The organism is uncultured Nocardioides sp., assembly GCF_947488025.1.
In the GTDB taxonomy this organism is placed as follows: domain Bacteria; phylum Actinomycetota; class Actinomycetes; order Propionibacteriales; family Nocardioidaceae; genus Nocardioides.
In genome coordinates, this window is the sequence record NZ_CANKYS010000007.1 from 194,134 (window position 1) to 216,005 (window position 21,872).

Sequence of the window (21,872 nt, forward strand, 5' to 3'; positions counted from 1 at the left end):
ATGAGCCTGCTCGCCGCCGACATCGGCAACAGCCACACCTTCCTCGGCCTGCTCGACGGGGAGGAGGTCACCGCCCACTGGCGGGTCAACACCGACGAGCGTCGCACCGCCGACGAGTGGTCGGTCCTGCTCCGCGGGCTGCTCGCCGAGCGGCTCGACGAGGTGGACGGCATCGTGGTGTGTGCGACGGTCCCGGCGGTGCTGCACGAGTGGCGCGAGATGCTCGAGCGTCACTTCGAGGACGTGACCTCCATCGTCGTCGAGCCCGGGGTGCGCACCGGCATTCCCGTCCTGATGGACAACCCCCGCGAGGTCGGCACCGACCGGATCGTGAACTCGCTCGCCGCCGCGACGCTCCACGGCGGTCCGGCCATCGTGGTCGACTTCGGCACCGCCACGACGTTCGACGTGGTCAACGGGAAGGGGCAGTACGTCGGCGGCGCGATCTCGCCGGGGATCGAGATCTCGCTGGAGGCGCTCGGGCGACGCGGCGCGCAGCTGCGCAAGGTCGAGCTCGCGCGCCCGCGTTCGGTGATCGCCAAGAACACCGTGGAGGCGCTGCAGAGCGGCATGGTGTTCGGCGTCGCGGCGCAGGTGGAAGGCCTGGTGGCGCGCATGATCGCCGAGCTCGGAGCTCGCGTCGAGGACGTCACGGTCATTTCGACAGGACATTTGGCGACACTTCTCGTCGACGATTGTTCGTGTTTCACCGTGCATTCCCCGTGGCTGACGCTGCAGGGGCTGCGCCTGGTATTCGAACGCAATTCCTGAATTGTGGATTCGAGGTCAATGTCAGGGAATTCCTGACTTCTTTTGTGTGCCTCGACAATTGCTGCCACACTGCATCCGACGCGTTTGGCCCCGAACGCTCGAAAAGGCAAAGGAATTCACCATGGCACAAAAGGTCAACATCGTCCTGGTCGACGACCTCGACGGCACCGAGGCCACCGAGACCGTCTCCTTCGGCCTCGACGGCACCACCTACGAGATCGACCTCAACGACGCCAACGCCGCCTCCCTCCGCGAGGCGCTGAGCGGCTACGTCGGCCACGCCCGCAAGGTCGCCGGTGGTGGCCGTCGTACGCGCCGCTCGTCCGGCTCCTCCTCGTCGTCCTCGTCCAACACCAAGGACGTGCGCGAGTGGGCCAAGGCGCAGGGCATGGAGGTCTCCGAGCGCGGCCGGATCTCCGCCGACGTGCAGCAGGCCTACGACGCCGCCCACTAGGGGTTGGTTTCGACGCGGGCGTCGCGACCTCGTCCCTCGGTCGCGGCCCTCGCTCAACCTCCCCGGCCCCACGCCAGGCGCTCGTTCCTCGCCCCCGGCTGGCCGGTGACGTTCGCTGTGAGCGGACGGGCTCGTGCGTGGGGTGGGAACACGTAGGCTGATGTCGGGCGTTGAGCCCAGTGTCCGCGCTCCCGCCCCTATGGGAGGCACCGTGGACCACGCAGACGTAGAGGAGCGCACATGTTCGAGCGGTTCACCGACCGAGCCCGGCGAGTTGTCGTGCTGGCCCAGGAAGAGGCCCGCATGCTCTCCCACAACTACATCGGGACCGAGCACATCCTGCTCGGCCTCATCCACGAGGGCGAGGGCGTCGCCGCCAAGGCCCTCGAGTCCCTCGACATCTCCCTGGAGGCCGTGCGCGCCCAGGTCGAGGAGATCATTGGCCAGGGCCAGCAGGCCCCGTCCGGCCACATCCCGTTCACCCCGCGCGCCAAGAAGGTGCTCGAGCTCTCGCTGCGCGAGGCGCTCCAGCTCGGCCACTCCTACATCGGCACCGAGCACATCCTGCTCGGCCTGATCCGGGAGGGCGAGGGTGTCGCGGCCCAGGTCCTGCAGAAGCTCGGCGCCGACCTCAACCGGGTCCGCCAGCAGGTCATCCAGCTGCTCAGCGGGTTCCAGGGCAAGGAGTCGGCCACCGCCGGCGCCCAGGCCTCCGGCTCCGGCGGCGAGGCGCCGTCGAGCTCGCTGGTCCTCGACCAGTTCGGCCAGAACCTCACCCAGGCCGCGCGCGAGGGCAAGCTCGACCCCGTCATCGGGCGCGAGCAGGAGATCGAGCGCGTGATGCAGATCCTCTCGCGCCGCACGAAGAACAACCCCGTCCTCATCGGTGAGCCCGGCGTCGGCAAGACCACGATCGTGGCCGGCCTCGCCCAGGACATCGTCAAGGGCAACGTGCCCGAGACGCTGAAGGACAAGCAGATCTACACGCTCGACCTCGGCGCCCTCGTCGCCGGCTCGCGCTACCGCGGTGACTTCGAGGAGCGCCTCAAGAAGGTGCTCAAGGAGATCCGCACCCGCGGCGACATCGTGCTGTTCATCGACGAGATCCACACCCTCGTCGGCGCCGGCGCCGCCGAGGGCGCGATCGACGCCGCCAGCATCCTCAAGCCGATGCTGGCCCGCGGCGAGCTGCAGACCATCGGCGCCACCACGCTGGACGAGTACCGCAAGTACCTCGAGAAGGACGCCGCGCTCGAGCGCCGCTTCCAGCCGATCCAGGTGCAGGAGCCCTCGATCGCGCACACCATCGAGATGCTCAAGGGCCTGCGCGACCGCTACGAGGCGCACCACCGCGTCACCATCACCGACGAGGCCCTGGTCTCGGCGGCGACGCTGGCCGACCGCTACATCTCCGACCGGTTCCTGCCGGACAAGGCGATCGACCTCATCGACGAGGCGGGTTCGCGACTGCGCATCCGCCGGATGACCGCGCCGCCGGACCTGCGCGAGTACGACGAGAAGATCGGCGACGTGCGCCAGCGCAAGGAGGCCGCGATCGACGGGCAGGACTTCGAGGCCGCGGCCCGTCTGCGCGACGAGGAGAAGCAGCTCTCCGCACGCCGTGCCGAGCGCGAGAAGCAGTGGCGCGCCGGTGACCTCGACGAGATCGCCGAGGTCGACGAGGAGCTGATCGCCGAGGTCCTGGCCGTGGCCACGGGCATCCCGATCGTGAAGCTGTCGGAGGAGGAGTCCACCCGTCTGCTCAAGATGGAGGACGAGCTCCACAAGCGCGTCATCGGGCAGGAGGAGGCCGTCAAGGCACTCTCCCGCGCGATCCGTCGTACGCGTGCCGGCCTCAAGGACCCCAAGCGCCCCGGTGGCTCGTTCATCTTCGCCGGCCCGTCCGGTGTCGGTAAGACCTGGCTGTCCAAGACGCTCGCGGAGTTCCTCTTCGGTGACGAGGACGCGCTCATCCAGCTCGACATGAGCGAGTTCTCCGAGAAGCACACCGTGTCGCGTCTGTTCGGTTCGCCTCCCGGCTACGTCGGTTACGAAGAGGGCGGTCAGCTCACCGAGAAGGTGCGCCGCAAGCCGTTCTCCGTCGTCCTCTTCGACGAGGTCGAGAAGGCCCACCCCGACATCTTCAACAGCCTGTTGCAGATCCTCGAGGAGGGTCGCCTGACGGACTCGCAGGGTCGCGTCGTCGACTTCAAGAACACCGTCATCATCATGACGACCAACCTGGGCTCGCGAGACATCGCCAAGAGCGTCAACCTCGGTTTCGGTGCTGTCGGTGCGGACGCCGCGGGTTCCTACGAGCGGATGAAGAGCAAGGTGTCGGAGGAGCTCAAGCAGCACTTCCGCCCCGAGTTCCTCAACCGTGTCGACGAGATCGTGGTCTTCCCGCCGCTGTCGCAGGAGCAGATCGTCGCGATGGTCGACAACATGATCAACGCGGTCGAGCTCCGGATGAAGGACCGCGACATGTCGCTCGAGCTCACCCAGCCCGCCAAGGCGCTGCTGGCCGAGCGCGGCTTCGACCCGGTCCTCGGTGCCCGTCCGCTGCGTCGCACGGTGCAGCGCGAGATCGAGGACGTGCTCGCCGAGAAGATGCTCTTCGGCGAGGTCGGCCCCGGCCAGATCGTGCTCGTGGACGTCGAGGGCGAGGGCCCGACCGCGAAGTTCACCTTCCGCGGCCAGAAGAACTCCACGGTCCCCGACATGCCGCCGCTCGAGACGGTCGTCGAGGGTCCGATGGGCGACGGGCCCGACGACACCGCCGGCCCGACGGACGTGCCGAAGTCCAACGAAGCCTGATCCCAGGCGTCGGTCAGATCACCCCGGGAGCGCCCAGCGCCCCGGGGTGATCTGCGTCAGGAGCCCGTCGGCCACGAGCCCGGTCAGGCAGCGCTCCCGCTGCTCGGCGCCGGGCCACGCCGCCTCCACCTGCTCGGCCGAGACCGAGTCGGCCTCGCGGGCCAGGGCCAGGATCCGGCCGCGGCACTGGCGGTCGGTGCCGGCCCACGCCTGTCCGCGGCGGGGCGGGCCGTCGTACGCCGGGAAGCCGGCACCGCGCCACGTGCAGTCGCTCGCGAGGGGGCAGGCGTCGCACGACGGCTGGCGTGCGGTGCAGACCAGCGCGCCCAGCTCCATCGTCGCCACGGCCCAGGTCGCCGCTGTCGCCTCGTCGTCGGGGAGCAGCCCGGTCGCGACGTCGCGCTCGGCCCGGGTGACGGCGGGCGCCGGGAACTCCTGCCCGGACACGGCCCGGACCAGCACCCGGCGGACGTTGGTGTCCAGCACCACGTGCCGCTGCCCGAAGGCGAAGCTGGCGATCGCGGAGGCGGTGTAGTCACCCACGCCGGGGAGCGCGAGCAGGTCGTCGTACGACGCCGGAACCTCGCCCTCGTGCCGCTCGACGATGGCCGTCGCCGCGGCGTGGAGACGGAGCGCCCGGCGGGGGTAGCCGAGCCGGCCCCACATCCGCACGGCCTCGCCGGTGGAGTCGCCCGCCAGCGCGGCCGGGGTGGGCCACCGCTCCAGCCAGGTGGCGTGCACGGGCAGGACGCGTGCGACGGGCGTCTGCTGGAGCATGAACTCGCTGACCATCACCGACCACGGCGTGGCCGACAGCCCGCGCCACGGCAGGTCCCGCGCGTGGTCGTCGTACCACTCGAGCACGGCGTCGTGCAGCGCGCTGGGGGAGGCATCCATCGCGGTGATCGTAGGTGAGCCGGTGCGCCTCCGCCGAGACGGGCCGGTGGCTACCTAACCTGAGCCCATGCCGACGACCGTACGACCTCGTGGGCCGCTCCCGGCCCGGGTCTACTGGACCCGACGGATCATCGTGCTCGCCGTCCCGTTGCTGCTCGTCGTCGTGCTCGCCCGTGTGCTCGGTGGCTCGGCCGACGGCAAGGACGAGTCGACGGCGCAGGCGACCCAGGCCGGCGCGTCCACCGCGGAGACCGCGACCGCCCCGACCGCCGGCCCGACCGCCGAGGTCGCACCGGGTGCTGGCAAGAAGGGCAAGAAGGGCAAGAAGGACCGCCCCGAGGAGACCGTCCCCGAGGAGACCGTGCCCCCGGAGCCCGTCCTGGCCGAGCCGACCGGACCGTGCACCGAGTCCGACATCGTCGCCACGCCTGCGTTGACGTCCGCTGCCGGCGGCTCCGACGTCCCCATCACGATCAACCTGCGCACCCTCGTCACCGAGGCCTGCACGTGGCAGGCCTCCGCGGAGACGATGACGGTCACCATCACCTCCGGCAGCGACGACATCTGGAGCAGCCGCGAGTGCCCGGCCTCGATCCCGCCGCAGGACGTGGTGGTCCGCCAGGCCGTCGACGCCCCGGTCGTCGTCACCTGGTCGGCCAAGCGCTCGGACGAGGGCTGCACGAAGTGGACCGAGTGGGCCGGCCTCGGGTGGTACCACGTCCAGGCCGCCGCCCTCGGGGGCGACGCCACCGACGTGCAGTTCGAGCTCGTCGCCCCGCAGCCCGGTGTCGTCACCACGACCGCCGACCCGCAGCCCCAGGGCGGCAAGAAGGACAAGGACGGCGACACCGCCCACACCCCCGGCGAGGACGGCGCGGGCAACTCCGCGGGCTGATCAGGCCCTTCGGCCCTGTGGCCGGCTGCCCGCGCGCGGGACGCTGGAGGTGTCACAGGAGGTAGGTCATGGTGACCCTGCACCAGCATCGCGCGCGGCGCAATGCCCTCCCCGGCGCCGCGGTCGCGGGGCACGTCACCCTCGTGCTCGGCGTCCTGTTCGCGCTGGCGGTCGCCTACGCGTACGCGCTCAGCATCGGCGACGGCATCGACCCGCCCGACTGGGCACGGGTGGCGGGCCTGCTCTGGCTCCCGGTGGGGCTCGTCGGCGTACCGGTCGGCTACTACTGGGCGCGCGGCGGTCCGCGTGAGCCGCGTGCCGAGCTGGGCCTGGTCCTCGCGCTGGCCGCGGCGCTCGCCTTCGTCGTCCTCGTCGTCGTCCTGGGGTGAGTGACATGACCGCCACCGGCGTACGCCCCGCCCCCGACGCCGCCACCAGCCTGCGCCGGGCGTGGTGGTCGCTGCTCGGCTTCGTCGTGACCTTCTTCCTCGCCTTCGCGGTCGGGGAGGGCCTGGCCTCGGCGCTCGGCCACCCGACGGGTAGCGCCGAGACTGCCGAGTGGTGGGTCATGGTGCTCGCCGGGGTGCCGGCACTCGTCGTCTTCGCGCTGCCCGCCGTGCTGGCGGTGCACTACGGGCGCCGGGCGGTGCGGCTCGGCGAGTCCCGCGGTCGCTACCCGATCGTCGTCGCGCTGGTCGTCGCGGGCGGCTTCGTGCTGCTCAACCTCCTCTCGGGCATCCTGGTGCTGCTCGCGGGGTGAGGTCGTCGTACGCCGCACGTGTGGCGGTTGTGGCCCTCAGGACGCTGGTTCGGGGGCCAGACCTGCCGCACGTGCGGCGGTGGTGGAGCGCGGCGCGGCCGGCGTACGACGTCCCGGTCAGCGGTGGCGGACCGACATTCCGCGGCCCGGGAGTGTGGGTGGGCCACCGCTCGAGCAGCAGATCCGGCTCAGGTCGTCTCAGATTTCGACGCGGCCGTCATGACCTCGTGCCTCGGTCGTGGGCCTTGCTCAATCTGGCCGGCCCCACGCCGCGAGCTCCTTCGTCGCTCGCAGCTGGCCGTCTCAGATGTAGCGCTCGGTGATGCTCGACTCGGCGAGGCGGGAGAGGCCCTCGCGGACGCTGCGGGCGCGGAGCTCGCCGACACCCTCGACGGCCTGGAGGTCGTCGATGCCGGCGGAGAGCAGCTGCTGGAGGCCACCGAAGTGGTCGACGAGGCGGTCGACGACGGCGGCGGGGAGGCGGGGCACCTTGGCGAGCAGCCGGTAGCCCCGCGGCGCGACGGCGGCGTCGAGGTGCTCGGCGCCGCCGAGGCCGATGGCGCGGGCCACCGAGGCCGGGTCGACGAGCTCGGTGGGGGAGAGCGCCTCGAGCTCGGCGATGTGGGACGCCGGGCTGGCCTGGCGGCGTCGGCCGCCGGGGAGGTAGTCGCGGACGACGAGGTCGCGCTCGGCATCGACGCCGGTGACGAGCTCCTCGAGCTGGAGGGACAGCAGGCGTCCGTCGGTGCCGAGCTCGAGCACGTAGTCCTCGATCTCGCGCGCGATCCGGATGACCATCTCGAGGCGCTGGGCCACGACCGCGACGTCGCGCACGGTGACGAGGTCCTCGATCTCGAGGGCCGACAGCGTCGCGGACACCTCGTCGAGGCGCAGCTTGTAGCGCTCGAGCGTGGCGAGCGCCTGGTTGGCGCGTGACAGGATCTTGCCGGAGTCCTCGAGGACGTGGCGGATCTCGCCGACGTAGGCCGCGATGATCTGCATCGACTGCGACACCGAGATGACCGGGTGGCCGGTCTGCTTGGCGACGCGCTCGGCGGTGCGGTGCCGGGTGCCGGTCTCCTCGGACGGGATCGTGTGGTCGGGCATCAGGTGGACCGCGGCCCGGTGGACCCGGGTGATGTCCTTGTCGAGGATGATCGCGCCGTCCATCTTGGCCAGCTCGCGCAGGCCGGTCGCGGTGAAGGGAACGTCGAGGGTGAAACCGCCCGTGGCGATGGACTCGACGGTCTTGTCCTGGCCGAGCACGATCAGCGCGCCGGTGCGCCCGCGCAGGATCCGCTCGAGCCCGTCGCGCAGCGGTGTGCCCGGTGCGATCGAGGCCAGGGTCGCGCGCAGCCTCAGCTGCTCGTCGATGCGCTCTGCCACGGGTCCCTCCACGTGCTCTCTCCTCGGGCGCCCCCGTGCGCCATCGGGTGAAGTGTAGGGGTGGGCGGACCCGATCGAGCGATCCTTTCCGTCCGGCGGCGCCGCGGCGCCGCTCGGCCCGTCAGAGGGGCGAGACGAGGTCGAGGGTGAGCAGCGCGCCCACGACGTCGTTGACCTCCACCACCCGGAGGCCGTCGACCACGCGTCGGGAGGGGATCCCGCGCTCGCTCGGGAGGGCCTTTCCGCGGGGCACGACGGCCACCTTGAAGCCCAGGCGGGACGCCTCGGCGATGCGCTGCGGCAGGTCGCGCACCCGGCGCAGCTCGCCGGCCAGGCCGATCTCGCCGATGGCGACGGCGCCCCGCGGCGGCGGCAAGCCGAGGTGGGAGCTGGCCACGGCGACCGCGATGGCCAGGTCGGCGGCCGGGTCGTGGAGCTTGGCCCCGCCGACGGTGGCGACGAAGGTGTCGCTGCCGGCGATGCGCAGGCGGGCGTGGCGCTGCAGCACCGCGAGGACCATGTCGACGCGCGAGGACTCCACGCCCGAGACGGTGCGGCGCGGCCTCTCCAGCGGGGACGGGGTCAGCAGCGCCTGCACCTCCGCCAGCAGCGGGCGGCGACCCTCCATCGTGACCGCGACGCAGGTGCCGGAGACGTCCTGGGTGTGGTGCTCGACGAACAGTCCGGTCGGGTCGGTCACGGCAGCGATGCCCTCCGAGGAGAGGTCGAAGCAGCCCACCTCGTCGACGGGGCCGTAGCGGTTCTTCATCGCCCGGACCATGCGGAAGCGGGAGTTGCGGTCGCCCTCGAAGTGGAGGACCACGTCGACGAGGTGCTCGAGGACCCGCGGCCCGGCGATCGAGCCGTCCTTGGTGACGTGGCCGACGAGCACGGTGGTGATGTTGCGGGTCTTGGCGACCCGGATCAGCGCGGCCGCGACCTCCTTGACCTGGGTCACCCCGCCGGGCACGCCGTCGATGCCCGAGGCGCCGATGGTCTGCACCGAGTCGACGACCAGCAGCGTCGGGCGTACGTCCTCGATGTGGGTGAGCAGCGCCCCCAGGTCGGTCTCGGCGGCGAGGAACAGCTCGTCGTGCACCCCACCGGTGCGGTCGGCGCGCAGCCGCACCTGGGCGGCCGACTCCTCGCCGGTGACGTAGAGGGTGCGCTGCCGGGTGCGCGCGGTCTGCGCCGCCACCTCGAGCAGCAGGGTGCTCTTGCCGACGCCGGGCTCGCCGGCCAGCAGGATCGCGGCCCCGGGCACCAGCCCGCCGCCCAGCACGCGGTCGAGCTCGGGCACGCCGCTGGAGCGTGCGACCGACTCGGTGATGGCGACCTGGCCGATGGGCACCGCCGGCGTCGAGACCGGGCCCGCCGCGGCGCGCAGCGTGGGAGCGCCCGCCTCGGCGACGGACCCCCAGGCCTGGCACTCCCCGCAGCGGCCGACCCACTTGGCCGTCTCCCACCCGCACTCGGAGCAGCGGTAGGAGGAGCGGGTCCGAGCGGTCTTGGTCGACATGGACCCCACGCTAGGTGAGCCCACCGACACCGCGGTGCCCGCCGCGCACGGCGTACTCACCCGTCGGGCGGGCGTGCGCGCGGGCGCCCGGGGCTTATGCTCACCTCGATTGGATCGATCTAGGTCGATCGGGAGGGGGAGCCATGGCGCGCAACGAGCACCGGAGCGGGAGCACGCTGCCCGTGACCCCGCCGACCCTGGCCGACGTCGCCGAACGCGCCGGCGTCTCGCGCCAGACGGTCTCCAACGCGGTCAACAACCCCGACCTGCTGCGCCCCGACACCCTCGAGCGTGTGCGCCAGACGATCGCCGAGCTCGGCTACTCGCCCAACCGCGCCGCCCGCAACCTCCGCACCCGTACGTCGTCGCTGATCGGCCTGCGGTTCGCCCCCGCCCAGGAGGGCACGGCCAACGCGGCGATGGACCGCTTCGTGCACTCCCTCGTCGAGGCCAGCGAGGAGGTGGGCTACCACGTCCTCCTCTTCCCCGGCGACGACGAGGACCCGGTCGGCGGCTACGACAACCTGCTGCGCTCGACCGCGGTGGACGCGTTCGTCGTCACCGACACCTACCTCGGCAACCCGCAGGCCGCATGGCTGACCCAGCAGCGGGCCCCCTTCGTCGCCTTCGGTCGACCGTGGGAGGACGACGTGGCCCGCCACGTGTGGGTGGACGTCGACGGCGCCGCGGGCATCGCGCTCGCCACCCAGCACCTCATCGACCGCGGCCACACCCGCATCGCGTGGATCGGCTGGCGCAAGGACTCCCCGATCGGTGAGGACCGCCGCTCCGGGTGGGTCCGCACCATGCACCAGAACGGCCTGTCCACCACGGGCCTGGCCTCGCGCGTCGAGGACGTCGTGCACAGCGGCGCCGAGGCGGCGGCCGTCCTGCTCGACGAGTCCGCGCCGACGGCGTTCGTCTGCGCCTCCGACACCCTCGCGATGGGGGTGCTCCACACGCTGTGGATCCGCCAGCTCGCGCCCGGTCGCGACATCGCCGTGGTCGGCTTCGACGACTCGCAGGTCGCTCAGGTCTACCCGGTGGGCCTCACGTCCGTACGCCAGCCGCTGGAGGACGTGGCGGTCGAGATCATCCGCACCATCCGGGCGCTGCTGACCCACCAGCCCGTCGAGACGCGCGGCGTCCTCCTCGAGCCGACGCTGGCGATCCGCGAGTCGAGCTGAGCCCGGCTCAGAAGCGCCGCCACCAGAGGTTGACCGCGTAGTCGACCTCGGTGCCGGCGTGGGACGCGAGGGCCTCCTCGGCAGCGGCGGGTGGCAGCTCGATGCGGACGACGGACTCGAGGTCCTCGCGGGAGCCGAACGACCAGCCCATGTCGATCGGCCGGCGCTGCCAGCCGTGCATCGACCAGAACCGCTCGACCGCCTCGGGGTCGACCTCGGGGAAGCCGCGGCGGAACCAGCGGCCGAAGGTCGAGCGGGTGGGGTCGTTGTCGATCACGAACGCCGTGCCCCCGCGACGTACGACCCGGTCGAGCTCGCGCAGGCCCGGCTCCGAGCCGGGACCGAAGAAGTAGGCCCAGCGGGCGTGGACCACGTCGACGGACGCGTCGGGCAGGGGCAGGGCCTGGGCGCCGCCCTCGAGGACGCGGACGTGGGCGAGCGAGCGCGTACGACGGCGGGCGAGGGCGACGAGGGGCGGGTGCGGCTCCACGCCGACCACCTGCGCCGCCGAGCGGGCCCACAGCGGCAGGTGGAAGCCGGTGCCGCAGCCGACGTCGAGGAGCGTGCGCCCGGCCCAGTCGTCGATCTCGCGCATCGCGGTGGCGATGCGGTCGTGGGGGTCGGCGGCGCGGTTCTCGAGCTCGTAGAGCTCGGGGGTGTTCCAGATGTTCGGGGACGGCCGAACACTCGATTTCGACGCGCCCGTCACGACCTCGTGCCTCGGTCGTGGGGCTTGCTCAATCTGGCCGAGCCCACGCGTCGAGCTCGTTCCTCGCTCGCCGCTGCTCGTCTCAGATGCGGACGAGCCCGTTGGGGGTCTGCAGCTGGACGGCGACGATGCCGGGGGTGCCGTTGGGGGCGACCCACTCGACCTTCACGTCCTCCAGCGGCGCCTCGACGGTCTCGCCGAGCCACTCGCTGACCCGCTGCGGGTCACCGGCGATCTCGAGGCAGGCGAGGGAGAAGTCACCGGTCGCGCCGTTGCTGGGGTGCAGGTCGGAGGAGGACTCCCACTGGATGAAGAAGGGCAGCTGCGGGTCGGACAGCAGGCCGTTGACGCCGATCTGCTGCCACAGCAGCTCGGTGCCGTCGGGACGGCGGCGGTTGCCCTTGACCGCCTCGCGACCGAGGCGGGCCTCGATCGGGGCGATGTCGGCGACCGAGACGACCCAGCCCATCCAGCCGCCGCCGAGGGCGGAGCGGGCACGGACGGCCTGGCCGAAGGGGGCCTTGTCGCTGGCGGGGTGGTCGAGGACCTCGACGATCTCCATGTAGATGTCGCCGGCCAGGGGCAGGGTCATGTTGCGGGTGCCGAAACGGGGGTGGATGCCGCCGTCGACGAAGTCCGTACCGAGCAGCCCCCCGATGCGCTGGGCGGTGCTGGCAAGTCCATCAGGTCCGGCGGCGAAGCTGACGTGGTCCAGGCGCATGACCAGATTCTGGTCCGCGAGCATGGGGGCCTTGACACCGGGGTCCGGTTTCTTGACGTCAAGACGTGCTGGCGAGCCTCAGCATCAGGTCGCGCACGTCGGTCGCGGGCACCGACCCGGCGACCGCTCCCGGCGTGCTGCACACGAGCATCGGGCCGAGCGTCGGGTCCTTCGGCAGGCGTCCGTGCGTGCCCCGCACCGGCGACGGGTCGAGAGGCACGACCTTCATCGCGTAGCGCAGGCCGGCCATCTTCTTCGCGAGGGTGAGGCCGGCCTTGAGCTTGACCGCCTTGTCCTCGGGGTCGAAGAACAGCTCGGCCGGGTCGTAGCCGGGCTTGCGGTGGATCTCCACCCCGCGGGCGAAGTCGGGCGCCCGGGCGTCGTCGAGCCAGTAGTAGTAGGTGAACCACGCGGTCTCGTCCGCGACCAGCACCAGGTCGCCGGAGCGCTCGTGGTCGAGGCCGTACGCCGCCTGGGCGCTGCGGTCGAGCACCTGGTCGACGCCCGGCAGGTCGGCGCACAGCCCGCGCACGGTCTCGAGGTCGGCGGGGTCGTCGACGTAGACGTGGGCGACCTGGTGGTCGGCGACCGCGAAGGCCCGCGAGGTCCAGGGGTCGAGGTACTCCATGCCGTCCTGCGTGTAGACCTCGAGCATCCCGCTGCGGCGGAGCATCCGGTTGATGTCCACCGGCTGGTCGGCGTCGGTGATGCCGTACTCCGAGAGCACCAGCACGGTGACGCCGGTGCGCTCGGCGTCGTCGAGGAGCGGCGCCAGCGCGGCGTCGATCTCCTGGGCCGCCCGCACGGCCTCGTCCGAGTCCGGCCCGAAGCGCTGGAGGTCGTAGTCGAGGTGCGGGACGTAGCAGAGCGTGAGGTCGCTGCGCGGCATCAGCCGGCGGGTGGCGGCGATGATCCACTCGCTGGAGGCGATCGCGGCGGTCGGTCCCCAGTAGGTGAACAGCGGGAACTCGCCGAGCGCGCCGACGAGCTCGTCGTGCAGCTCGGGCGGGCGGGTGTAGCAGTCCGGGGCCTTCTTGCCGTCGGCGTAGTAGATCGGCCGCGGCGTGACGGTGTAGTCGGTCGTCATGCCCATGGCGTACCACCAGCAGACGTTGGCGACGGTGTAGTCGGGGCGCTCGCGCTGGATCGTCTCCCACACCTTCTCGCCCTCGACGAGCTTGTTGTGCTGGCGCCAGAGGAACACCTCACCGAGCTCGCGGAAGTACCACCCGTTGCCGACGGCGCCGTGCCCCGACGGCGGCAGGCCGGTGAGGAAGGTCGACTGCACCGAGCACGTCACGGCGGGGAGGATCGGCTCGAGGGTCGCCTGCGAGCCCTGGTCGGCGAGGCGGCGCAGCCGCGGCATGTGCCTGAGCAGGTCGGGGGTGAGGCCGACGAGGTCGACGACGAGCAGCTTGGGGTGGGCCACGGTTGGCGTCCTGTCTGGGAGGTGGGGGGTCTGGTGGTCGGGGCGGTGTCAGTCGAGGGGGGTGAGGCCGAGCCCGACGAGCTCGTCGCGCACCCACGCCAGCTCGGCGGCCAGCCCGGCAGCCAGGGCGTCGTCGTCGGCGGGGGCGCCGTCGGGCAGGACGGACCAGGTGTAGGTCTCGACCTCGAGGTGGTCGGTGCGGGCGGTGTCGCCGCCGAGCAGGGCGGCGAGCGAGGCGCGCAGGTCGTCGCGGCTGTTGCGTAGCGGCGGGGCCGGGTCGGCGTGGACCGGCACGTGGAAGTGCACCCGCCACGGCGACCGGTCGTCGAGCGGACGGCGGCCCTCGAGCGCGTCGGGCAGGTCGTCGCGCGAGGCGAGCCGCTGGCCCACGCGCTGGCGGACCTGGTGCAGGAAGCGGTCCTCGGAGTACGACGTCAGCGCGGCGCGGGCGGCGGGATCGGCGGGGTCGTCGACGACCAGCGCCGCGGCGGGCTGCACCTTGACCACGTCGAGGCCGGCGGCGTCGAGGCGGGTGAGCGCGTCGGTCGCGTCCTCGAAGCCGACGGCGAGGTGGCACAGGTCCAGGCAGACGCCGATGCGCTCACGGTCGGCGGAGTCGAGTCGGTCGACCGCCTCGGCGATCGTCTCCACGACGCAGCCGGGCTCGGGCTCGAAGGCCACCCGGATCGTGCGGCCCGTGTCGGCCTCGACCTCGGCCAGTCCCTCGGCGAGGGCCTTGATCTGCAGCTCGGCCTGCGCCTGGCGGTCGGCCAGCCACGGCGCACGCCAGGCCAGCGGGAGGGTCGAGATGCTGCCGCGCACGGCGTCCTCGGGCAGCAGTGCGGCGAGCACGCGCGCGACGTCGAGGGTGTAGTCGAGCCGGGCGCGCTCGGCCCAGGTCGGGTGGTAGACGCGCTTCTTGACGACCTCGTCCTGGAAGGCGGCGTAGGGGAAGGCGTTGAGGGTGACGATCTCGACGCCGTGCTCGTCGATCGCGTCCCGCAGCCGGGCGACGGCGTCGAGGTCGGAGGCGAGCCGGCGCGCGGCGGCCGCCGGGAGCCACATCCCGAGGCCGACGCGGTCGGTGTCGAGGTGCTGGCGCAACCGGTCGCCGTACGTCCCCACCTGGGCGACGAGCCCGTCGACGTCCTCGGCGGGCAGGACGTTGGTGCCGTAGCCGAGGTGGACGACGGTGCCGTCGGGGTGCTGCAGCCTCATCGTCAGTCCCGCGAGCCGCGCAGGATCGAGTTGCCCTCGAAGGTCGCCGAGGCGTCGGCCCCCGTCGAGGCGTCGTCGGGGAGCTCGGGGTCGACGAGCAGGCGGCCGCTCTGGCCGAAGAACTCGATCGGGTTGCGCCACAGCACGCGGTCGACGTCGTCGGCGGAGAAGCCCGCCTCGAGCATCGCCGCTCCGGTCTTCGCCGTCTTGAGCGGGTCGCTGCGGCCCCAGTCGGCGGCGGAGTTGACCAGCACGCGGTCCAGGCCGCGGCGCTGCAGGATGGCCACCATCCGGTGCTCGTCCATCTTGGTGTCGGGGTAGATCGAGAAGCCCATCCAGCAGCCCGCCTCGTCGACCTGGTCGACGGTGACCTCGTTGAGGTGGTCGACGACGACCATGCCGGGGGCGAGGCCCGACTCGGTGACGAGCTCGAGGGTGCGGCGGGTGCCCTGCTCCTTGTCGCGGTGCGGGGTGTGGACCATCGCCGGCAGCTCGAACTCCACGGCCAGCTCCAGCTGCCGCACGAACGCCTTCTCCTCCTCGACGGTCATCGAGTCGAAGCCGACCTCGCCCACGGCGACCACGCCGTCTTTGGCGAGGTAGCGCGGGAGCACGTCGAGCACCTCGGCGCAGCGCGGGTCGTTGGCCTCCTTCGGGTTGAGCGCGATCGTGCAGTGGTGGGCGATGCCGAACTGCGCGGCGCGGAACCGCTCCCAGCCCACCAGGGCGTCGAAGTAGTCGGTGAACGAGCCGACGCTGGTGCGGGGCTGGCCCAGCCAGAACGCCGGCTCCACCAGCGCGCGGACCCCGGCGGCGTGCATCGCCTCGTAGTCGTCGGTGGTGCGCGACGTCATGTGGATGTGGGGGTCGAAGATGCGCATCAGAGGTCCTTCTGCTCGTGCTGGGGCTGCTCGGGGGAGGTGGCACAGGCGTCGAGGACGACCTGCACGTCGAGGGGTACGTCGCGCCCGGCCGCCTCGCGCTCGCGCTGGTAGCGCTGCACCATCTCGGCGAGCTCGCGGTCGGCCCGGCGGGCGAGGGCGGTGACCGAGGCGACCGGCACACCGGTGAACAGGCACTTGAGGACGCCCTGACGCCAGGAGTCGTCGTCGAGCCGGTCGCTGTGCGGGCCCATCGCGGCGGCGACGAGGCGGGTGTCGTTGGTGCGCAGCGCGTCGAGCAGCAGGTCGCTCCCGTCGACCTCCTCGGGTGCGCCGGACAGGGCGTGGAGCACCGCGCGCTTCTCGTCGCTGTCGCCGTAGCGGTAGACCTCGCGCAGCTCGGCCAGCAGCGCGTCGGGGTCGAGCGAGCTCGCGGCGACCTGCACGAGCCGCACGCGCACCGCGTCCTCGAGCAGTACGCCGTCCACGCCGGGGAGCGGCCCGCGCCCGGTCCTGCGGGCAGCTGCGGGGAAGGCCCGACCCAGCCGTGAGGGATCGTCGGCCACCTCGGCGGTGAGCGCCTCGAGCTGCGCCTGCGCGCTCGCGTCGAGGGCGTGCCGGATGGTGTCGTGGTCGGCCAGCGGCTCGATCTCGGTCACGGCGTGGATCCTTCCCTGTCGGAGGTGGCGAGGCGGGCCAGGGAGGCGCGCAGGGCGACGATCTGGCGCGCGGCGACGGTCGGCGCCGCGTGGGAGTGGCGGGGGAGCTCCACGCTGGCGAGGCCGGTGAAGCCGGTGGCGAGCAGGGCGCGGAGGACGGCGTCGAGGTCGAGGGTGCCGGCGCCGAGCTCGAGGTGCTCGTGCACGTCGCGCACCATGTCGTCGACCTGCACGTTGCCGATGAGCGGGCCGGCGACGGCGACGGACGCCTCCGGGGCGCGGGGCTCGTTGCACACGAGGTGGCCGAGGTCGAGGGTCAGCCGGAGGTGGTCGGGCTCGCCGAGCCGGCGGCGCAGCTCGAGGGCCTCGTCGACGGTGTCGACGTGCATGCCGGGCTCGGGCTCGAAGCAGACGGTGACGCCGAGGTCGTGCGCGAGGTCGAGGACGGGGCCGAGGCCGTCGGTGAGCCGGCGCCAGCCCTCCTCGGCGCTGGCCCCCTCGGGCAGCACGCCCGACCAGCACGACATCGCCTCGGCGCCCAGCTCGGCGGCGATCCGCACGGCACGGGTCAGCAGCTCGATCCGCGGGCCGCGGTCGCCGTCGCTGACCAGGGTGGGCTCGTGCTTGTGCCAGGGGTCGAGGACGTAGCGCGAGCCGGTCTCGATGACGACGGCCAGGCCGTGGTCGGCGAGCGACTTCGCGGCGCGCGCGGTCTGGGCCACGGCGTCGTCGGCGAAGGGGTCGAGGTGGGGCTGGTCGAGGGTGAGGGCGACACCGTCGTAGCCGAGGCCCGCGATCACCGCGCAGGCGTCGGGGAACCGGTGGCCGGAGAAGCCGTTGCTGCCGTAGCCCAGGCGCAGCGAGGGGCGCCCGGCGCTCACGTCGGGCTCCATCGGCTCGAGAGGGCGCGGTAGGCGGGGCCCGCGCCGACGACGGTTGCGGCGGCGGCCAGCCGGCCGCGGCGTGCGAGCCATGCTCCCTGGAGCAGGGAGAACCCGCCGATCCCGGTGCGGGTGGCGCTGCGGGCCGCTTCGGCCGTCGGCTGCTGTGCCGCCCGGGCCTGGGCGCGGCCGACGACGACGGCGTACGCCGCCGACAGGCCGACCCCGGCCGCGCGGGAGAGCCGACCGGCGTGCGGGTCGTGGAAGGCGGCGTGGGCCGTGGCGGCTGCGACCGCGACGGTGCCGGCGGTCACCGCGGCTGCGACCTCCGGGCGGGTGCCGTGCACCTCGCCGCGGCTCAGCCAGGTGAGCCCGGCGGTGTGCGCGGTCATCGCGAGGGCGGGCTGCCAGGCGGTCGCGGGTGAGGCGTGGGCGCCGAGGAGGACGTCGAGCCCACGCGTCGACGCCATCGCGAGGGGGCCGACCGCCGCGTCCTTGGCGACGGCGTCGTAGGCCACCACCATCAACGCGAGCGGGGCGGCGACGGCGACGGCCGAGCGGCCGCCGAGGAGCGCGGCGACGCCGAGCCCCGCGGCGCCGAGACCGGCGGCCACGGCGAGGGCCGCGTCGGGGCTGATCCGGCCCGACGGGATCGGCCGCTCGGGCCGCTCCTCGGCGTCGACGTGGCGGTCGCACCAGTCGTTGAAGGCCATGCCCGACCAGTAGAGGCAGGTGGAGGCGACCGGCATCGCCCAGCCCCGCCCGCCCGCCGCCGCGTGTGCGGCGCCGGACCACGCGTCACCGGGGATGGAGAACGCGGCGGGGGCCCGGGTCAGCTCGACGAGGTCGGCGACCCTCACGTCGTCACCCGGTCGGCGCACGCGGTCGACCAGGCGAGCAGGGCCTCCCACTGCTGCGCCAGTCGGTGCTCCTGCGAGCCGATCGGCTGCTTGAAGAAGAAGCCGAGGGCGGTCAGCGGGCCGGTCTCGCCGACGGCCATCGCACGGGCGGTCAGGCGGGCGAGGTCGAGCACCAGCGGCGCGGCCAGGGCCGAGTCGCAGCCCTCCCAGGTGAACTGCATCGTCATCCGGGTGCCGAGGAAGCCGTCGAAGCGGACGTGGTCCCAGGCGGTCTTCCAGTCGCCGAGGTCCTCGACGTAGTCGATGTGCATCGGGCCGGGCACGGGGTGACCGAGCATCGACTCGAGGCCGGAGCGCTTGGTGCTGGTCTTGCTCTCCCGCGCGGCGGGGTCGGACAACGTCGATCCGTCGCCGCCGCCGAGCAGGTTGATCGACGTCCACGACCGCACCGCGAGCGAGCGGGTGGAGAACATCGGCGCCAGGGCCGACTTCACGAGGGTCTCGCCGGTCTTGCCGTCGCTGCCGGCGTAGGGGAGACCGCGCTCGTCGGCGAGCTCGCGCAGGGCCGGGACGTCGATGCCGGGGCTCGGAGTGAAGGCGACGTAGGCCGCGCCCGCCAGCACCGCGGCGCAGGCGTAGACCGAGCTCGGGGACAGCGGCGCACGGCCGGCCGCCCAGGCGGCCTCGAGGGCGCTCCACGAGTCGGCGTCCGCGCCGGTGTCGTGCGGCGGCTCCGTGCTCGAGACGTCGACGACCACGACCCGGTCGACGTCGGTGGCGAAGTCGCGGATGTCGGCAGCGAGCCGCTCCACGTCGGCGCGCTGGTCGGTGGAGTCGCCGTGGCGGACGCCCGGACGCAGCCGGGCCTCGGTCGCGTGGAGCTCGGCGCCCACCTGGTGCGCGAGGACTCCCGGCACCACGCCTCCGGCCACGAGGCGCTCGGCCTGCTTGACGAGGGGGAGGGTGTCGACGTCGTGTCCGCCCACGACGATGTCGGCGTAGGCCGGCAGGCCGCGCGCGTCGAGGTCGGGGTGCGCGCAGACGCAGCCGGTCTCGTCGGTCAGGTGGGCCGCGAGCGCGCTCAGGCCGATGGTCGCGGTGGTCGCGAGCGACCCGCGTGCGCCGATGAACCAGATGCCGAGACGACCGGCGTGAGGGTGGTCATCGGGCCGGGAGTTGGGGGAGGGTGCCACCTGTCGAAGGTAATGCACGTCACAACCACTTTCAACGCCGCCTCCGCCACTTTTGCGCGACCTCGGTCAAAAGTGCTGCGGTGACGCGGGGTGCAGTGCGAGCGCGGAACGCGAAACCACGTGCGCCTCGCAGTGGCGGACCAGCTCGGCGTACGCCTCGGCACCCATCAGCTCGACCAGCTCGGGCTCGTGGGTGAGGTAGACCGGCTCGGGGGCGACGTGCGCCTCGGTGTTGCCCGAGCAGTACCAGTCGAGGTCGTGGCCACCGGGTCCCCAGCCGCGCCGGTCGTACTCGCCGATCGACACCTCGGTGTAGGCCGTCCCGTCCTGTCGCTCGACCTCGCGGAACTGGCGACGGATGGGCAGCTGCCAGCACACGTCGGGCTTGGTCTCCAGCGGGTTGCGCCCCTGGCGCAGGGCCAGGCCGTGCAGTGCGCACCCGGCGCCGACGTGTCCGGCGTCGGTGCTGAAGTCGGTGCGGTTGTGGAAGACGCACGCCTGCTGCCCGTCCACCTCGACGACGCGGGTCTTGCGCTCGCCGTCGTCGTCGGTCTCGATCCAGTCGGGCTTGCGCACCGGCCGGCCGGGGTGCAGCTGCCAGTCGTCGGGAGTGAGCTCGGCGACGAACGCCGCGACCCGCTTCTCGTCGTCCCGATCGGCGAAGTGGGCGCCGAGCGTGCAGCAGCCGACGTCCGGGGCGTCGGAGTAGATGCCCTGGCACCCCTGGCCGAAGATGCAGGTGTAGGCCGAGGTCAGCCACGTCAGGTCACAGCGGAACACCTGGGACTCGTCGGCGGGGTCGGCGAACTCGACGAACGCGCGGGGGAAGACCAGGTCGACTTCGGGCACGTGGTGAGCCTAGTAGTTTGGGTTTCATGCGCCTGGGCGTCCTCGACATCGGCTCCAACACCGGCCACCTGCTGGTGGTGGACGCGCACGGCGGTGCCGCGCCCCTCCCGGCCTCCTCGCACAAGCAGCCGCTCCGGCTGGCCGAGCACCTCGACGAGGACGGGGCCGTGACCAAGAAGGGCATCAAGGCCCTCACCGACTTCTGCGCCTCGGCGACGCAGATCGCCGAGGACAAGGGCTGCGAGGAGATGCTCGGCTTCGCCACCTCGGCGGTGCGCGACTCGGTCAACTCCTACGAGGTGCTCACCCACGTCGAGGAGCACAGCGGCGTACGCCTCGAGGTGCTGTCGGGCGAGGACGAGGCGCGCCTGACGTTCCTGGCCGTACGCCGGTGGTTCGGCTGGTCGGCCGGGCGGCTCGCGGTCTTCGACATCGGCGGCGGCTCGCTCGAGATCGCCGGCGGCACCGACGAGGCCCCCGACGTCGCCTGGTCCCTCCCGCTCGGCGCCGCCCGGATGGCGAAGGCGTGGTTCGGCGGCGGCCGGCCCTCCGACGACGACGTACGCGAGCTGCGCAAGCAGGTGCGCGCCGAGATCGCCCGCGACGCCGGCCACCTGCTCCGCCCCGGCGTGCCCGACCGGGCGGCGGCGACGTCCAAGACCTTCCGCTCCCTGGCGCGGATCTGCGGCGCCGCACCGAGCGGTGACGGTCCCCTCGTCCCGCGCGCCCTCGAGCTGGAGACGCTCTCGGGCTGGATCCCCAAGCTGATGGACATGGCGCCCGACGAGCTCGCCGAGCTCCCCGGCGTCTCGCCGAGCCGCACCCACCAGATCGTGCCGGGTGCCCTGGTCGCGGAGGCCTGCATGGACATCTTCGACCTGACCGAGCTGGAGATCTGTCCGTGGGCGCTGCGTGAGGGCGTGATCCTCGAGCGCCTGGACCAGATCTCGGTCGTCACGAGGCAGCCCTGACCATGTCCTCCTCGCGGACCACTCCTCTGGTCGGGCTCTCCTCCGCCTCGGTCTACCCCGAGTCCACGGCGCACGCCTTCGGGTGGGCGGCCCAGCTGGGCTACGACGCGGTCGAGGTGATGGTCGGCATCGACTCCCTCAGCCAGCAGGTCGACGCCGTCAAGAAGCTCAGCGACCACCACCAGGTCCCGATCTGCGCCGTGCACGCGCCCTGCCTGCTCTTCACCCAGCGGGTCTGGGGCACCGACCCGTGGGGCAAGCTGGAGAAGTCGGCCGAGATGGCCGAGGCGGTCGGCGCGGACGTCGTCGTCGTCCACCCGCCGTTCCGGTGGCAGAAGGACTACGCCGCGGGCTTCGTCGAGGGCATCGCGTCGCTGGAGGCCCGCACCGGCCTCGCGTTCGCGGTGGAGAACATGTACCCGTGGCGCGCCTCCTCGCGCCGCGGCATGGAGATGTACCTCCCCGGCTGGGACCCGAGTGCCGAGGACTACGCCCACACCACGATCGACCTCTCGCACGCCGCGATCGCCCGCAGCGACGTCATCGAGATGGCCGACCGGATGGGCGCGAGCCTGCGCCACGTGCACCTCACCGACGGCACCGGATCGGCCAAGGACGAGCACCTCGTGCCCGGCCGCGGCGTGATGAAGGCCCGGGAGTTCCTGCGCCACCTCGCCGGCAAGGGCTTCTCCGGCCACGTCGTGCTGGAGATCAACACGCGGCGGTCCGCGAGCCGCGCCGAGCGGGAGGCCGACCTGGCCGAGTCGCTCGAGTTCGCCCGCGCCCACCTCGCCGTCCCCACGCCGTGAGCCCCT

22 protein-coding genes are annotated in these 21,872 nt (G+C 72.6%); 9 read left to right on the forward strand and 13 right to left on the reverse strand.

The window, feature by feature from the left end; all coding sequences use genetic code 11:
- From Q1B24_RS13500 to Q1B24_RS13510, 3 genes are all read left to right on the forward strand, one after another.
- Window positions 1-771, forward strand: coding sequence for a type III pantothenate kinase (locus Q1B24_RS13500; RefSeq protein WP_299929398.1), 771 nt, complete (start codon window positions 1-3; stop codon window positions 769-771).
- A 121-nt stretch (window positions 772-892) separates the two neighbouring features.
- Window positions 893-1,225, forward strand: coding sequence for an Lsr2 family protein (locus Q1B24_RS13505; RefSeq protein ID WP_299929401.1), 333 nt, complete (start codon window positions 893-895; stop codon window positions 1,223-1,225).
- Between the two features lie 240 nt (window positions 1,226-1,465).
- Window positions 1,466-4,042 (forward strand): ATP-dependent Clp protease ATP-binding subunit, encoded by a 2,577-nt coding sequence (locus Q1B24_RS13510; RefSeq protein WP_299929404.1) that lies wholly within the window; start codon window positions 1,466-1,468, stop codon window positions 4,040-4,042.
- Window positions 4,043-4,060: 18 nt separating this feature from the next.
- Here Q1B24_RS13510 and Q1B24_RS13515 read toward each other — a convergent pair whose 3' ends face one another.
- Window positions 4,061-4,939: an A/G-specific adenine glycosylase gene (locus Q1B24_RS13515; RefSeq protein ID WP_299929407.1), complete on the reverse strand. Its 879-nt coding sequence runs from the start codon at window positions 4,937-4,939 to the stop codon at window positions 4,061-4,063.
- 67 nt (window positions 4,940-5,006) lie between these two features.
- Here Q1B24_RS13515 and Q1B24_RS13520 point away from each other — a divergent pair, with 67 nt between their 5' ends.
- From Q1B24_RS13520 to Q1B24_RS13530, 3 genes are all read left to right on the forward strand, one after another.
- Window positions 5,007-5,834 carry a hypothetical protein gene (locus Q1B24_RS13520; protein WP_299929410.1) on the forward strand — a complete coding sequence of 276 codons (828 nt, stop codon included), beginning with the start codon at window positions 5,007-5,009 and terminating at the stop codon, window positions 5,832-5,834.
- A gap of 68 nt (window positions 5,835-5,902) precedes the next feature.
- On the forward strand, window positions 5,903-6,223 hold the full coding sequence (locus tag Q1B24_RS13525; protein WP_299929413.1) for a hypothetical protein: 321 nt from the start codon (window positions 5,903-5,905) through the stop codon (window positions 6,221-6,223).
- 5 nt (window positions 6,224-6,228) lie between these two features.
- A complete protein-coding gene (locus Q1B24_RS13530) occupies window positions 6,229-6,594 on the forward strand; it encodes a hypothetical protein (RefSeq protein ID WP_299929416.1) in 366 nt (121 codons plus the stop codon).
- Between the two features lie 303 nt (window positions 6,595-6,897).
- Here the strand turns inward: Q1B24_RS13530 and disA are convergent, their stop codons facing one another.
- Together disA and radA are read right to left on the reverse strand one after the other, a co-directional pair.
- Window positions 6,898-7,992: a DNA integrity scanning diadenylate cyclase DisA gene (gene disA, locus Q1B24_RS13535; RefSeq protein ID WP_299929419.1), complete on the reverse strand. Its 1,095-nt coding sequence runs from the start codon at window positions 7,990-7,992 to the stop codon at window positions 6,898-6,900.
- Window positions 7,993-8,101: 109 nt separating this feature from the next.
- Window positions 8,102-9,499: a DNA repair protein RadA gene (gene radA / locus Q1B24_RS13540; protein ID WP_299929422.1), complete on the reverse strand. Its 1,398-nt coding sequence runs from the start codon at window positions 9,497-9,499 to the stop codon at window positions 8,102-8,104.
- A gap of 143 nt (window positions 9,500-9,642) precedes the next feature.
- Between radA and Q1B24_RS13545 the strand changes: the two genes are divergently transcribed.
- Window positions 9,643-10,686: a LacI family DNA-binding transcriptional regulator gene (locus Q1B24_RS13545; protein WP_299929425.1), complete on the forward strand. Its 1,044-nt coding sequence runs from the start codon at window positions 9,643-9,645 to the stop codon at window positions 10,684-10,686.
- Between the two features lie 7 nt (window positions 10,687-10,693).
- Here Q1B24_RS13545 and Q1B24_RS13550 read toward each other — a convergent pair whose 3' ends face one another.
- The 10 genes from Q1B24_RS13550 to Q1B24_RS13595 form a co-directional block, all read right to left on the reverse strand.
- Window positions 10,694-11,395, reverse strand: coding sequence for a class I SAM-dependent methyltransferase (locus tag Q1B24_RS13550; RefSeq protein WP_299929428.1), 702 nt, complete (start codon window positions 11,393-11,395; stop codon window positions 10,694-10,696).
- An 82-nt stretch (window positions 11,396-11,477) separates the two neighbouring features.
- Entirely contained in the window at window positions 11,478-12,116 is a 639-nt protein-coding gene (locus Q1B24_RS13555; protein ID WP_299929431.1) for a VOC family protein, read from the reverse strand.
- Between the two features lie 58 nt (window positions 12,117-12,174).
- The gene (locus tag Q1B24_RS13560; protein ID WP_299929434.1) at window positions 12,175-13,545 is read right to left on the reverse strand and encodes a nucleotide pyrophosphatase/phosphodiesterase family protein; all 1,371 of its coding nucleotides are present in this window, start codon (window positions 13,543-13,545) and stop codon (window positions 12,175-12,177) included.
- Between the two features lie 48 nt (window positions 13,546-13,593).
- A complete protein-coding gene (gene eboE, locus Q1B24_RS13565; RefSeq protein ID WP_299929437.1) occupies window positions 13,594-14,763 on the reverse strand; it encodes a metabolite traffic protein EboE in 1,170 nt (389 codons plus the stop codon).
- A gap of 2 nt (window positions 14,764-14,765) precedes the next feature.
- Complete coding sequence (locus tag Q1B24_RS13570; RefSeq protein WP_299929440.1) at window positions 14,766-15,644, reverse strand: TatD family hydrolase; 879 nt, start codon at window positions 15,642-15,644, stop codon at window positions 14,766-14,768.
- The gene (locus Q1B24_RS13575) at window positions 15,644-16,303 is read right to left on the reverse strand and encodes an EboA domain-containing protein (RefSeq protein ID WP_299929443.1); all 660 of its coding nucleotides are present in this window, start codon (window positions 16,301-16,303) and stop codon (window positions 15,644-15,646) included. Before Q1B24_RS13575 ends, Q1B24_RS13570 begins: the two co-directional genes overlap by 1 nt.
- A complete protein-coding gene (locus Q1B24_RS13580; protein ID WP_299929446.1) occupies window positions 16,300-17,184 on the reverse strand; it encodes a sugar phosphate isomerase/epimerase family protein in 885 nt (294 codons plus the stop codon). The genes Q1B24_RS13575 and Q1B24_RS13580 overlap by 4 nt, the downstream gene beginning before the upstream one ends.
- Window positions 17,181-18,044 (reverse strand): SCO3242 family prenyltransferase, encoded by an 864-nt coding sequence (locus tag Q1B24_RS13585; protein ID WP_299929448.1) that lies wholly within the window; start codon window positions 18,042-18,044, stop codon window positions 17,181-17,183. Before Q1B24_RS13585 ends, Q1B24_RS13580 begins: the two co-directional genes overlap by 4 nt.
- Window positions 18,041-19,237, reverse strand: a complete 1,197-nt coding sequence (locus Q1B24_RS13590; RefSeq protein ID WP_299929452.1) for an inositol-3-phosphate synthase — start codon at window positions 19,235-19,237, stop codon at window positions 18,041-18,043. The genes Q1B24_RS13585 and Q1B24_RS13590 overlap by 4 nt, the downstream gene beginning before the upstream one ends.
- A gap of 66 nt (window positions 19,238-19,303) precedes the next feature.
- On the reverse strand, window positions 19,304-20,086 hold the full coding sequence (locus tag Q1B24_RS13595) for a hypothetical protein (protein WP_299929455.1): 783 nt from the start codon (window positions 20,084-20,086) through the stop codon (window positions 19,304-19,306).
- A 26-nt stretch (window positions 20,087-20,112) separates the two neighbouring features.
- Between Q1B24_RS13595 and Q1B24_RS13600 the strand changes: the two genes are divergently transcribed.
- Both Q1B24_RS13600 and Q1B24_RS13605 read left to right on the forward strand, forming a co-directional pair.
- On the forward strand, window positions 20,113-21,057 hold the full coding sequence (locus Q1B24_RS13600) for a Ppx/GppA phosphatase family protein (RefSeq protein ID WP_299929458.1): 945 nt from the start codon (window positions 20,113-20,115) through the stop codon (window positions 21,055-21,057).
- 2 nt (window positions 21,058-21,059) lie between these two features.
- Window positions 21,060-21,866 (forward strand): sugar phosphate isomerase/epimerase, encoded by an 807-nt coding sequence (locus Q1B24_RS13605; protein ID WP_299929461.1) that lies wholly within the window; start codon window positions 21,060-21,062, stop codon window positions 21,864-21,866.
- Window positions 21,867-21,872: the final 6 nt, after the last annotated feature.

Coding starts and splice junctions, on each gene's coding strand:
- Q1B24_RS13500 (WP_299929398.1), top strand. CDS start 1: ATGAGCCTGCTCGCCGCCGACATCGGCAACAGCCACACCTTCCTCGGC.
- Q1B24_RS13505 (WP_299929401.1), top strand. CDS start 893: ATGGCACAAAAGGTCAACATCGTCCTGGTCGACGACCTCGACGGCACC.
- Q1B24_RS13510 (WP_299929404.1), top strand. CDS start 1,466: ATGTTCGAGCGGTTCACCGACCGAGCCCGGCGAGTTGTCGTGCTGGCC.
- Q1B24_RS13515 (WP_299929407.1), bottom strand. CDS start 4,939: ATGGATGCCTCCCCCAGCGCGCTGCACGACGCCGTGCTCGAGTGGTAC.
- Q1B24_RS13520 (WP_299929410.1), top strand. CDS start 5,007: ATGCCGACGACCGTACGACCTCGTGGGCCGCTCCCGGCCCGGGTCTAC.
- Q1B24_RS13525 (WP_299929413.1), top strand. CDS start 5,903: ATGGTGACCCTGCACCAGCATCGCGCGCGGCGCAATGCCCTCCCCGGC.
- Q1B24_RS13530 (WP_299929416.1), top strand. CDS start 6,229: ATGACCGCCACCGGCGTACGCCCCGCCCCCGACGCCGCCACCAGCCTG.
- radA (WP_299929422.1), bottom strand. CDS start 9,499: ATGTCGACCAAGACCGCTCGGACCCGCTCCTCCTACCGCTGCTCCGAG.
- Q1B24_RS13545 (WP_299929425.1), top strand. CDS start 9,643: ATGGCGCGCAACGAGCACCGGAGCGGGAGCACGCTGCCCGTGACCCCG.
- Q1B24_RS13555 (WP_299929431.1), bottom strand. CDS start 12,116: ATGCGCCTGGACCACGTCAGCTTCGCCGCCGGACCTGATGGACTTGCC.
- eboE (WP_299929437.1), bottom strand. CDS start 14,763: ATGAGGCTGCAGCACCCCGACGGCACCGTCGTCCACCTCGGCTACGGC.
- Q1B24_RS13570 (WP_299929440.1), bottom strand. CDS start 15,644: ATGCGCATCTTCGACCCCCACATCCACATGACGTCGCGCACCACCGAC.
- Q1B24_RS13600 (WP_299929458.1), top strand. CDS start 20,113: ATGCGCCTGGGCGTCCTCGACATCGGCTCCAACACCGGCCACCTGCTG.
- Q1B24_RS13605 (WP_299929461.1), top strand. CDS start 21,060: ATGTCCTCCTCGCGGACCACTCCTCTGGTCGGGCTCTCCTCCGCCTCG.